Origin of the sequence: Leptospira wolbachii serovar Codice str. CDC, assembly GCF_000332515.2 — a bacterium.
Classification (GTDB): Bacteria; Spirochaetota; Leptospiria; order Leptospirales; family Leptospiraceae; genus Leptospira_A; species Leptospira_A wolbachii.
Genome location: NZ_AOGZ02000014.1, coordinates 1,335,799 through 1,348,307 on the forward strand (window position 1 = coordinate 1,335,799; position 12,509 = coordinate 1,348,307).

At 39.3% G+C, this 12,509-nt stretch carries 12 protein-coding genes; 5 read left to right on the top strand and 7 right to left on the bottom strand.

Annotated elements, in window-relative coordinates:
* The first annotated feature begins 221 nt into the window (after positions 1–221).
* The 4 genes from LEP1GSC195_RS11645 to yihA are packed head-to-tail and all read left to right on the top strand — an operon-like array spanning position 222 to position 4,085.
* A complete protein-coding gene (locus LEP1GSC195_RS11645; RefSeq protein ID WP_015681364.1) occupies positions 222–2,150 on the top strand; it encodes a GAF domain-containing SpoIIE family protein phosphatase in 1,929 nt (642 codons plus the stop codon).
* A complete protein-coding gene (locus LEP1GSC195_RS20180) occupies positions 2,147–2,470 on the top strand; it encodes a tRNA lysidine(34) synthetase (protein WP_015680961.1) in 324 nt (107 codons plus the stop codon). The genes LEP1GSC195_RS11645 and LEP1GSC195_RS20180 overlap by 4 nt, the downstream gene beginning before the upstream one ends.
* Complete coding sequence (locus tag LEP1GSC195_RS11655; protein ID WP_015682240.1) at positions 2,455–3,447, top strand: tRNA lysidine(34) synthetase; 993 nt, start codon at positions 2,455–2,457, stop codon at positions 3,445–3,447. The genes LEP1GSC195_RS20180 and LEP1GSC195_RS11655 overlap by 16 nt, the downstream gene beginning before the upstream one ends.
* A gap of 5 nt (positions 3,448–3,452) precedes the next feature.
* Positions 3,453–4,085, top strand: a complete 633-nt coding sequence (gene yihA / locus LEP1GSC195_RS11660) for a ribosome biogenesis GTP-binding protein YihA/YsxC (protein WP_015681219.1) — start codon at positions 3,453–3,455, stop codon at positions 4,083–4,085.
* Here yihA and LEP1GSC195_RS11665 read toward each other — a convergent pair.
* From LEP1GSC195_RS11665 to LEP1GSC195_RS11685, 5 genes are all read right to left on the bottom strand, one after another.
* A complete protein-coding gene (locus LEP1GSC195_RS11665) occupies positions 4,064–4,777 on the bottom strand; it encodes a hypothetical protein (protein WP_015681601.1) in 714 nt (237 codons plus the stop codon). The two genes, yihA and LEP1GSC195_RS11665, sit on opposite strands and share 22 nt — an antisense overlap.
* Before the next feature lie 129 nt (positions 4,778–4,906).
* Positions 4,907–5,590 (bottom strand): surface adhesin Lsa25, encoded by a 684-nt coding sequence (lsa25, locus tag LEP1GSC195_RS11670; RefSeq protein WP_015680590.1) that lies wholly within the window; start codon positions 5,588–5,590, stop codon positions 4,907–4,909.
* Between the two features lie 13 nt (positions 5,591–5,603).
* Complete coding sequence (omp85, locus tag LEP1GSC195_RS11675) at positions 5,604–7,091, bottom strand: Omp85 family outer membrane protein (RefSeq protein ID WP_015682168.1); 1,488 nt, start codon at positions 7,089–7,091, stop codon at positions 5,604–5,606.
* Between the two features lie 72 nt (positions 7,092–7,163).
* Entirely contained in the window at positions 7,164–7,679 is a 516-nt protein-coding gene (locus tag LEP1GSC195_RS11680) for an acetyl-CoA carboxylase biotin carboxyl carrier protein subunit (RefSeq protein WP_015681512.1), read from the bottom strand.
* Between the two features lies 1 nt (position 7,680).
* Positions 7,681–9,126 carry an acetyl-CoA carboxylase biotin carboxylase subunit gene (locus tag LEP1GSC195_RS11685; RefSeq protein WP_040507120.1) on the bottom strand — a complete coding sequence of 482 codons (1,446 nt, stop codon included), beginning with the start codon at positions 9,124–9,126 and terminating at the stop codon, positions 7,681–7,683.
* 94 nt (positions 9,127–9,220) lie between these two features.
* Here LEP1GSC195_RS11685 and LEP1GSC195_RS11690 point away from each other — a divergent pair, with 94 nt between their 5' ends.
* On the top strand, positions 9,221–11,221 hold the full coding sequence (locus tag LEP1GSC195_RS11690) for an LTA synthase family protein (protein ID WP_015681658.1): 2,001 nt from the start codon (positions 9,221–9,223) through the stop codon (positions 11,219–11,221).
* On the opposite strand, the gene LEP1GSC195_RS11695 is transcribed toward LEP1GSC195_RS11690, so the two are convergent.
* A complete protein-coding gene (locus tag LEP1GSC195_RS11695) occupies positions 11,201–11,515 on the bottom strand; it encodes a hypothetical protein (protein ID WP_015682676.1) in 315 nt (104 codons plus the stop codon). The two genes, LEP1GSC195_RS11690 and LEP1GSC195_RS11695, sit on opposite strands and share 21 nt — an antisense overlap.
* Positions 11,516–11,653: 138 nt before the next feature.
* On the bottom strand, positions 11,654–12,379 hold the full coding sequence (locus tag LEP1GSC195_RS11700; RefSeq protein WP_232227838.1) for a lysophospholipid acyltransferase family protein: 726 nt from the start codon (positions 12,377–12,379) through the stop codon (positions 11,654–11,656).
* Between the last annotated feature and the right edge of the window lie 130 nt (positions 12,380–12,509).

Sequence of the window (12,509 nt, forward strand, 5' to 3'; positions counted from 1 at the left end):
TGCCTCGAAAGAATACAGAAAGACCTTGCTAGTGACCAAAACAGTATGCTTATTTAATGAACAAATAAACCATTTTTTAACCATATATGCCGACATCCTTCCGATTTCTACAGAAAAAACAACTTTTGCCTATAGATTAAGCATGAATCGTACCAGGTTTCTCGGATCTGAAGGAAATTCTTGTAGCTTATGAAAAAAGAAATCAAATACCTTGGCTTAGGATGAACCGTGAGCCCACTGACGATCGGATTTGTTTGCTCTGCGCCGAACCGCAGCTCCCGAACGGGATCACAAAAAATGGGAGGTTCTTCTGCCAAACCTGTGACCGAGAGTGGATTTTAGAAAAAAGAAAAATCGCACGGATTGGGAAAAACATCCTGAGTTCCCAGGAGAAAACGGAATTTCTCTTAGATAATCTCTCCCTTTTCAATTCTTCCATGGGGTTGGAAGAATTGATGCAAAGGTTTACGGAACTTATATCCGTTCGTTTGAAACGCGATAAGGTTGCCGTTTTCATCACAAACTTAGAGTTAGGTGAAATTAAACTAGCCTACTATTCAAGCCGACAGAAAACCTTACAAAGAGCTATCAAACGAATCACATTAGATTATGATTTGAGTTATGGTGTTTTGATCGAAGCGATGGCAAAAGGGGAACCTTGCTTTTACAAATTTTCCGAACAAAGCCATCCGTTTTACGAATTCTATTCAAAACTCACTGGAACAAAATCTCAACTAGTCATTCCCATTCTTTATGCCAATACTGCGGTGGGAATGGTAACGATTGATTACGAAGAGGAGGATTATTCGGACTTTTTCGAAGACCAAGAAATTTTGCAACTTGTAGTGGGTCAATTTGCAGTATCACTTCGAAATTCTCTGTTATTTTCCAAATCAGAAAGCCAATCCAAAAACTTTCAAAGTTTGCATACAGCAGCCTTAACGTTAAGCCAACTCTACTTAAACAATCACGATGAAATGATTCGTATGATTCTTTTGACTCTTTCCGGTATTGTGGAATCCTCTCTGACTTGTCTCATCGAAAGAACATTCGAATCTTCCAAAGCAAAAGTATTCAAACTTTACCGGGATTTAGAAAACCACCAAATCCAAACAAAAACAGAAACCATCGATGTAGATAAAATTATTTCTATATTACAAACCAAAGAAACCATTACGCTTAATCCAAGCACCCATTCTAGTTTGGTTACCCTCGGAATCGAAGGAAAGGAATCTATGGTTTTTCCACTCACTTTGGAGAATAGAACCAGTTGTGTTTTTATTCTCACCAAACAAGAGAATCGATTTCCCCATGATGAAATAGAAGCATTGAATGCCTTTGTCTCTTTGGCTAGAATCACTATGGAAAATTCCAATTTATACCAAAACCTTTCCAATAAAGAAAGGTTGGAAAAAGAAATTGAAATTGCGAAAGAAATCCAAAGTACTCTCTTACCCAGAAAAGCACCAGAAGCGGAAGGGTTCTCCTTCGGCGGTTTTATGGTACCGGCTCGTGGGATTGGTGGAGACTACTATGATTTCATACTATCACCGAATAGAAACGAACTCTTTATTTGTATTGGCGATGTAAGTGGAAAAGGAGTTGCCGCTGGTCTTGTTATGGCAACCGTCCGGACCATTCTACACTCCCTTGTTCGGGTAAAAGATTCTCCTTGGGAGATCCTAAACGATATCAATAGTTACCTCTATACCAGCTATAAGGAAGCCATCACACCTCGGTTTATGAGTATGATTTTACTCAGATGGAATTTAATCACAGGCGAAGTGCAATACTCTGGTGCCGGACATGGAAATTTCTATCATTACCAAGCCGGTTTTAAATCTCTTTCTATCATCGAAACAGAAGGAGTGATCCTCGGAATCCAACCTGATATTTCAGCCTTTCGTAACGAGTCCAAATTGAAATTTGATTCAGGTGACACCATTTTACTTTACACAGATGGAGTCACAGAAGCACGAAACTCTGATGGGATAGAATTTGGAGAACCCCAATTAAAATCTAATTTTCTTTCCTTTATCCCGCTGGAGCCAAAAAACATACTCGAGAGGATCTATTCGGAACTAAAAGAATTTGTCAAAGAACAGGAACAACACGATGATATCACTATGGTAGCAGTAAGGAAGATATGATCCCAGAAATTCCCACTCCAATCACAAAACTTTTTGAAACTGCCCTGGCCAGAATGGGAAACAGACTTCCATCACTTTGGGCAGAAAACAAAACTCAGTTTCTCATTGCCTATTCAGGTGGAAAAGATTCCTCAATTCTCGTTCTGTTTTTTAAATATCTCAAAGAGATTTACCATATCCAAACACCTACTCTGTTTTATTTGTCTCATGGCATTCGTTCCATTGAAACAGAAGAAAAAGAATTACTCCAGTTTTTAAAATCTACCGAATTCCCATTTCATTTTGTAAAAAAAAAATCCCAAATTTGTCTCTCAAACTAAAAAAGGGATTAGAAGAAACGGGAAGGCTCATTCGCTACCACGAACTTAAAAAAATTACCGATAGAATTCCTGCCATTGTTCTTACTGGTCACCATTGTAAAGACTATACAGAATCCATTTTCCTACACCTAACAAGAGGTGGTGGTAAAAAAGCATTTTATACACTCCCACCCTTTGACGGAGAACGATTTTTGCCTTTAGTTTTTTTTGAAGATAAAGAGTTGGACTTACTCTATGAGTTTGTTTTGAACAATATGAAAGTTTTTGAGGATGAATCCAATAAAGATCCAATCTACAAACGCAATCGACTTCGAATGGACTTACTTCCTTTATTAGAAAAAGAGAATTGGAACTTTCACAAAATTTATTGGAATTTTCATGATCGTTCCCAACTCAATTTACAATTTGATTTAAAAAAAGAATCCGTTTCCAAAAAGGAACCTCATATCTTTCGTATCCCACACGAAACCTGGACAAGTCTCAACTTACCTGCAAAAAAAGAACTGATTGATTTTCATCTAAAGTTACTTGGACATTATCCCTTATACAAATCGGGATTTGATAATTTCCATTTACAATCGGAAGGGGAAAGAGCTTTTTTAGAAAATAAAAACTGCTTTCTATACAAATCAAAGTTTGGTGATCTTTTCATCATTGATAAAAAATCTCCTGCTTTTAAAAAAGCAGTCTCCCATCGGGATGGGGATAACCTTTGTATTGAATGGAACCAGAACAGGTTCAAACTTTCTGATCCAGAGGAAAAATACAGCCTTGGATCTTGGCACCATGGTCAAAAAATCCAAATTCGCTCAGGAAATAAGGAAATTTCGGAATGTATGCGGGAAAACGGAATTCCTTTTTTCTTAAGAACCTATATTCCTATTCTCTATTTTGACGGAGAACCCATTCAAATTTTGTTTTCCCTCTTTTCGAAAAGCGAAAAGAATTATCCCAAACGAATCTATTTGGAAAGGTGAACTAGATGCACAAGTATTCCAAAGAAATTCCCTTTCCGGAAACTAAATTTTTCACTTCCATTGCCAACCTAAATGAAAAGGAAGAATTGGACTCTATTCCTTCCATCGCATTTATGGGAAGGTCCAACTCTGGAAAGTCAAGTTTGCTCAACGCCCTTTCAAACCACAGAGGACTTGCCAAAGTTTCGAGAACTCCAGGGAAAACAAAACTCATCAATATTTTTAGAACAAAAGAAGGATTTAATCTTATCGACTTACCAGGGTTTGGTTATTCAAAAGCCTCTCATAAAGAACACAAAGATATGATGAAACTTTTAGAAGGTTTCCTTAATACATGGCAAAATTTAAAAATCCTATTTATCCTTTGTGATTCACAAAGAGAATTTCCGGAAGAAGAACTTTCTACGATTGAAGTTGCCATGGAAAAAAAAATCAAACCTGTGGTGATCCGAACCAAAATTGACAAACTGAATCAAAGCGAACAACACCGCGTGCGTACCGAAATGGAATCAGCAATGAATGAAATCGGGATTCCCTTTCGAGTATTTTATCTTTCAGCAACAACAGGAAGGGGTGTGGGAGAATTACGTGAGTTTATTGTAGAAAATATGATAGATCAAACGAAGGTATCTAAATAATTACCTGAATTCGATTCGGTTTGTATACTCATCATTCCAAATAAATTTGATGTCATCATTTTACGAAAGTCTGTAAGTAGTGCAAAAGTCTCTTTCAATTGTTCTTTCACTCGGATGAGCCTAACTTCTTCTTCCAAACGTTTTTTTTCTGACTCAATTTCTTTCAATCGTTCTGCAGAATGAACATCGGAGGATGACTTCTTTGTTTTCTCTGATTCTAGTCGTGTTTCGAGTTCTTTAATTTTAGATTCCAATTCTTTTTCATGAGACTTTTGCATTAACTCTTTTGGATTTAATTTGGTTTTCTCTTTTGAATTGGGTTTTTTATCTTCATCCTCTTTCAATTGGAAAAGATCTTTTATAGACTTCCCATCTGAATAAGGAGTCAGTGCGGGATCTTCTTCCGATTTCGATTTTGGGCGAGTGACTGCATGCGTTTCCCCACTCACAGCCACCATCCGACCATCTCGGAGCTCATAATTGATTTTTACTTGGACAGATTGTACATCACGCCCTTCGCGAAAGGCTTCATTTTTGAATTCGGCTGCATGTCCGAGTTCGTGCGAAATGACATGTAGGGCAGAGAGGGATTCAGGGGCACTTTCCAATTGACCATGACCGGCATAGTTCACCCGGCGATCTTTTAAAAGATCTACATTCATACGACTGAATGGAGACTCGTCAATTCTCATGAAACCTTACCACCTATTGGGTACTTCGGTTTGTTATCAGAAAATATTAGTAGGAAATTGGATTTTTGGAAAGCGAAAACTCTCCTGAAAGATCAGGAGAGTGGGTGAAAATTGTTTTAAGTAAAGAGTTTAGGGGCCGGTACGAACACAACGGACATAATTCCTTTGTGTTTTTACAACGTTCCTCTGAACTCCGTAAGATTGCCGGTCAAACGAAATGGCGTGTGCTGTTTCCCCTGGAATGTCTTCGTTGTTCGACCAAGCGGTCCAATAGTCTTCTTCCTGGGTGGAAGGAAAGAACTGGAGGGTGGCAGCCCGACCAGGAACCACTAACCTTTGGTATTCGGCCACAGTGGGTACTCTCCAACTAGCGCCTAAATAATTGCTGTTTTGGCAAGCCCCATACAATTCGCTGGAGCCAGCGACTGAAATTGAGGAAAAACCTTGAAGCACTTGAGGAAACGCAATTGAGTTACACGCATGTGTTTTGGAATCACAGTAGGCAACCTGGGCTGCACCTGCACGAGCCACATCGTTCGGATTTAAAATGGAACCTTGCGGTGCTCCCAAACAATCGTTATTTCCCGGGCGGTAAACTTGGCCGTGAGTACACTTCTGCCAAACTAGATTGGCAACTGGATCTGTCACAGTTCCATTACCATTGTCTCTGAGACCTTGGTTGGCTAAGATACCTGCGATCAATTGACTGGTTTCTTCCGGGCTTAGACCGTAGATATCATCCACAGGTTTCATTTCACAATTCATGAAAAAAGATAAGACCAAAAGAGCGAAACAATATTGAATTTTTTTCATAAGCTCTGCCCTCCTAAAATATATGGTTAAAGTTAATGAACGTTTGTCTATCTTCATTCGAAATTGCATGATCAAAATAGATAACAGTTGCTTGGTTCCAAGGAATTCGGAGTCCGATCCCTCTAGAGTGTTTGTAGTTCTTTAAATTCGCATCTTCTGTGCGGTCCCATACTCGACCTACGTCGTAAAAAGGAACCAATTGGAAGTCAAAGTGTTGCCCACCAAACTCAGCTTCTGCGAACTTCCAACGAATCTCAAAGTTTGCAAATGCCATCGTTTGGCCAACAAAACGATCTTGTTTGTAACCACGAATGGTAGTTCTACCACCAAGACCGGATTGGTTGATTTCCGTTCCCCACATATTGCGGTATTCATAAAACGGCGCATCCCCATTGGTTTGAATCATAGTTCCCCGAGCCGCTAGAACAAACTTTTCCAAAATCTCTGGAGGTTTGGTTGTGAACCATTGGACCGGACTGATGAAAATACGGCCCGATACTAAGTTTTTATTGAACTCTGATGTAGAACCAATGGCCTTAGTCGAACGTTCGTGAGTGTATTCTAAGAATAATCCACGGTTTGGATCTGGTTCAAAGTCACGAGTATCAAAAACGATCCCGGCACGAACTGTATTCGTATAACCACCATTAATACCCCGAATCTTTCCGTCTTTATCGTCGCGGGTTAACTTGGTTTCGCCCTGTGGAGTTCCAAAGGTACGATCGACGTCCAAAAGTCCCAAAATTCCATCAACTGACCCCAGTTGTGCGTCGTTATACTTTCCATCGTATCTACGAATGATTTGTTTGGAAAGACGAACCCCTGTTACCGTACGAAGTGTTCCTCCGAAAAAAGAATATTCACCGGAAGTACTGAAGTTAGGGTTCTCAATGTCATAACGATTGTATCTGTGGTCACTCACGATAGGAGCTTCCCCAGATCCCGCATCCCCTGGACGACGATAGTTCAAATTGTCTTCATAATCGGCAAAGGGAGCATTTCGTCTGATTTGGCCGTTGGGGTCATTCCGTTCTAAATAAGAAAGGGGTTGGAGAGTGTTCTCTCCGATACCAAAGAAAAGGGAGTTTGGATTTCGTTCATACACCAAATCTGCACGGAGCCTCCACTTAGTATCGAAGATATAAGGTGCATCCACACTTAACTGGTGGTAAGGAGCCCGTTTGGTTGTATTGAAATACTGTGCGAAGATCCGAACACGGTACGGTGTGTATTCAAACATCGGGGATGTTTTTGCCCCATTGTAAAAATAGAGCACACGTGCACCGTAACCTACCCCCACATTGGGATCGGAATTGATGAGAGGAAGGCCCGTAAAGTACCCACCCTCTTTTTTATTCTTGAAATCCCGTTCGCTCAGTCTCCTTTTTTCAGAGATCTCGAACGGAAGATCGGTACGGGGTTGACGTTCCTGACCGAGAACCCCGTGAAAAAACGAAAAAAACAACAGAAGTGCAAAACTTCTTATAATATGATTGTACATTCTCTACCTATCAGCCAAAGAAACTGCCTTATGGTGGGAAATTTGAAAAATATGTCAAATAGATTCGAAAATTTATGTTTTTTCCGAATCTATTCTGTGTAATATGATCAACACTTCGTCTTGTTGGACAAGGTCCCCTTGTAATTTTCGAATCTCTTCTACACGGCATGGATAAGGTGCCTTAACGGCGTTCTCCATTTTCATCGCTTCTAATATTAGGAGGGTCTCCCCTTGTTTGTGTTCCTTTCCCACTTCAGTAGAGATTTGCACTACTTTTCCAGGCATGGGACTTTTGATTTCGGGAGATGTTTGACCTGCGCCCTCATAGGACCTTTCTGCAAGTTTTCCACTCCATATCTCCCCTTTCCAATGAAAGAAAATCTCATTTCGTACTTTAAGATATTTTAATACAGATCCATCTTTCATGGTTACAGATTGTAGTGAATTTGTATCCAATGATCGATGTTCCATTTTTATCAAATCTTCCAATTGGAATGAATTGGAATTGGTTCCCATCCGAACTCGAACGGACGAACCACTCACATAAACAGAAACGAGACCATTTTTAGTTTCAAATAGATAATCCATATTAGGTGGTCTCCTTAACCCAAGGATTGTTTGGTTCTTTAGAGGTGAAAAAGGCACCTGCTAGTGCTAACTTGAGCTCTTCCTTGGTTTTATCTGATAGAAGTTCTGGTTCGTTGTCCGCAATAAAGTGTGTTGAAACATTACCCTCTGCAAATTCTTTTGTGGAAACAAGTCTCTGTAAAAATTGTAAATTAGTTTTAGGTCCAAAGACAATTGTTTCCGACAAACATTCAATTAGGCGGTTTATGGCCGTAATTCGGTCCTCACCCCATACAATCAATTTTGCAATCATGGGATCATAAAACATTGTTATCTCAGATCCGGAGACCACACCAGAATCAATCCGTAAATAGTCTCTTGTAGGAAAGGATAGATGGTGGATCCGTCCTGTGGATGGTAAAAAACCTTCTTTTGGATCTTCTGCATAAATCCGCACTTCCATTGCATGGCCTTTTTGCGGAGGAGTTTTTATTTGTGGTAAGGATTCGCCTTGGCAAACTCGAATTTGCCATTCGACCAAATCAAGACCCGTTGTCATCTCCGTAACAGGATGTTCTACCTGCAAACGTGTGTTCATCTCTAAAAAGTAAAACTCACCACTCCCACCTAATATAAATTCTACGGTTCCGGCACCTTCGTATTGAACTGCTTTCGCAGCCATAACAGCAGCATCGGACATTTTGGATTTTAATTCACTGTTATAGTTTGGTGCAGGAGTTTCTTCGACTACCTTTTGATGGCGTCTTTGCAAAGAACAATCTCTTTCATGTAAATGGATGATGTTTCCCTTTGTATCTCCAAAAATTTGGAACTCCACATGCCTCGGGTTTATGATATATTTTTCTAAGAGGATACGGTCATCACCAAATGCAGAAAGAGCTTCGCGTTTTGCAGAAAGTATACCAGGCTCTAATTCTTCTGGCGTATCAATCCTACGCATTCCTTTCCCCCCTCCACCGGCACTTGCCTTTGCCATAATCGGATAGCCGATTTTTTCGGCCTCTTTTTTGAATACGGACATTTCTTGGGAAGCACCTTCATAACCAGGAACAACAGGAACCCCGCTTTTCGCAACTAACATGCGTGAGCCGATCTTGTCTCCCATGGCTTCAATGGCGTGAGGTTTCGGACCAATAAATCGAATTCCATGTTTTTCTAATTTTTTAGCGAAATCGGTATTTTCAGATAAAAATCCATAACCTGGATGGACTGCATCAGCCCCCGTTTCTAGACAAGCCTGAATGACCTTCTCTACATCTAAGTAGGAAGAACGGGCATCGGTTCCGCCTAAAGAGAACGCTTCGTCCGCAGACTGAACAAATAGACTGTGTGCATCCGGATCGGAATAAACCGCGACCGTTTTGATGCCCATTTTTTTTGCGGTGCGAATGACACGTACAGCAATTTCACCGCGGTTGGCGATGAGTATTTTTTGGATCGGCTTCATGTGAGTAGGATCAAAACTAAAGAGCCATGAAAATAAATCAACAGAAAGATCGGAAGTCGATTGACCGTCTTCTTCCATGACGAATTCTTTTTTTATGGTGAAACAGTTCCCCACTCCTAGGTTTTCGGATCGAATTTTCCTAACCTATCTCTCCTTTGGATTTCTCACTCTCTTCCTACATCGTATTTTATTTTTTATCGTTTATTCTTACCGGCTGGAAGAGTTCCCATTATTAATTCTGCTGAAAGCATTCTTGATTGGATTTCGATTTGATTGGGTTACCATTTCTATTCTGTTAGTTGGCTTTTACATATTGTCCCTTTGGGAGAATGCCTCTAAACTAAGGTGGTATCGATATTTTTGGCTTATTACACCTTTGGTTCTGTATCCATTTTGTTTAATCCATTTATTTGCCGATTTATTATACTTTGAGAACGCAAACAAACACATCGGATATGAAGCCATTGTATTTTTAGGAGATTTGGATGTTTTGGTTTCTTCTGCCTTTGAAGAAGCTCCGTTTAAAATTTTATCTTTTTTAATCTTTATTGTATTGTATGTAACGGGAATTCGTTACTGGTTTTTCAAACTTAAAATCTCAGAAAAACAAAACGAAAAAGAGTCTTTTCGATCCACTTCTTTCAAAACCATTCTTTGGATCCTCTTTTTCTTGATTGGACTTCGTGGTGGACCACAAGAATCTCCTTTACGTGCTAGTGAGGCAATCATATCTGATGACGCTCTCATCAACCAACTGGCGTTAAATGGAATTTATACAACCATCAACGACTTCAAAAGCCAATCGATTCCCAAACATCTAAAAATGACTGACAAAGAAATGTTAGCAGTAGTTAAGGAAGAAATTAATTATACCGGTGCCGAATTTGTGAGTGATCCCGAGTTTCCACTCGTTCGAAAAATCAAAGAAATACCAGGTAGAAAGTCAATCAATGTGGTTTTAGTCATCCAAGAATCTTGGACAGGGAAGTATGTTTGGCCTGTATCTAACGGCATTTGGTTAGGAAAAGAAGTAACACCGTATTACAATACTTTGGCGAAAAAAGGCCATAGCTTTCGAAAATTCTATGCCAATGGAGGCAGAACCAGTAACGCTCTACTTTCTGTCCTCACAAGTGTTCCCGATAGACCGGGACTCACTGCCATTCGTACACCACAAATCTTGAGTAACTTTTCTGCGATTGGGAATCTATTTTCTGAATTTGGATACCAAACCAGTTTTATTACAGGAGATGATTTAAAATTCGATAGTTTGGCCACCATCCTTCCTCATTTTGGATTCAAAACTTTGATTGGGAAAGAAGATTTTCGTAAATCTGGAAAGTATGAAATTGGTGCCTGGGGTTACGATGATGAACATCTGTACACAAAAGCTTTAGAAGAAATGGATTTGTATCAAAAAGAGAACAAACCCTTTTTAATGACGATTCTCACTATGACAACACATTATCCATATAAGGTGCCGAATTCGAAGTATGAAATTTATGATTCAACCGTCACCGATTTTGATTATCTAAATACTTATCATTATTCTGATGCTGCTTTAGAAACATTTATGAAAGAAATACAAAAAAGAAAGTATTTTGAAGACACTTTATTTGTATTTGTGGGAGACCATACCCATCATAGATATTTGTCGTATTATGAAGATCGGATGGTGCCTTTTTTATTATACGCTCCCAAATACATAAAACCAAAGTTAGATGAGAGAATCTCCTCCCAACTCGATGTTCTCCCTACCATTTTAGGAGTGGTGGGAAAAGAAACCTATTTTGCGGGCTTTGGTAAAGACATGCGTGCAAGTGGTGTGAAGTCGGGAAGCACCTACTTTGCTTATGGAAGTGCTTGTGGCTGGATTGATGAAGAAAAAATTCTTTATCAAAGTGTGGATGGGGATACTCAGTTTATTTTCCAAATGATCCCACCCTATGGCCAAGACCCAGCCTGTAATCCAGACCGAAACAATTGCTTCCACCAAACAGTGAAAGCAAGAGCTTTCTTTAACTTATCCCTAGAGTTAATGAATCGGAATTCCCTTTATCCGTTGGATGGTTCTTTACGGTACACCAGGAAATGAATCTACGTATTTGACTTTGAAGTCGGGAAAACTATTTACAATTTGAACTTTGAAATCGGGAAATGAAGTTACTTCTTGCCATTTACCGCAGTCGGAAGGAAAGCTACTTACCTTTTGTACTTTGAGGTCAGGAAAACTATCTACAATTTGCACCTTAAAATCAGGGAAGCTGGTAACGAACTGGACCTTACCTGCTAATTTTTTTCCTTTGAATGTACAATCAGAACCAACTTCTCCCGCAAAAAGAGTCGAAGTGAACAAAATTCCTAGGATCAAACCAAACAACTTTTTCATAAATACTCCTATTTTTTAAGAAATAAATTGTAGATCTATTTTCTCGCCTGTCAATCCATTTGTTCATAAATCCAATACTCAAAGACAACAAGCGGGAAAATGAACTTTCAAATAATCAATTACCCCGGTGTAGTAGAACTAAACCTTAGAAAGTTTGATTCTTTCGGTTTCCGTAATTACATCTAACTCTTGTTTTTTGGTTTGCATCAAATTGGTTAAATAAGTTTGGAATTCTTCCCAGGAAGAAAAATCAGTGGGGTCATGTACACCTAAACTCATGTAACCAACTACGTTTCCTTTTTGGTAGTTTTGGTAAGTGGTCACTCCTGATTTCAAAACAACAAAAACAGGAATTTTTTGATCAAAGGCAATTTTCACCATTCCTTTTTTTAAGGGGAGAATTTCTTCTGAATAGGTATTTTTACCTTCTGGATACACAATGTAGGAAGTGGTTTTAAGTCCTTCGATTAAGTTTTTCACAGAAATGGCAACGGACATAGCCTTAGAATTATCAAACACTTGTGAACCCATAGCCACCATCCACCAATAAGCAAAGAGTGCTTTTTTGATTACTTGGTTTGCTAAAAATGGTTTTCGGATCACATAACAATCATAAGGAAAATCCATTTCATTCACATGATTTAGAAATACCATGTGACCTTTTTCGGGAACATTGATTTCGTTAAATACGATGAGTTTAGTTTTAGTAATCTTTAGAACATCTTCCGCCCAAATTTTGGTTCCCTCTAAAAACTCATTGATACGAGCTTCCTTGTTACCTGTTAGAGAACGATACAACCCTCTGATCAAATAGGGGCTTGCTTTTCCAAAAACAAGAAGGGTGATTCTTAAGTAAACCTTCATCACCAAACGCCCGTAGTGGACGCTGAGTCCGTGTAAATTTTTCTTAATGAGATCGTCAACGACCGGAATTTTCGCCATAGCAACAATTAGACAAAAGAGGTCATTCTGTGGAAATAAAAAAGCCCAAGAA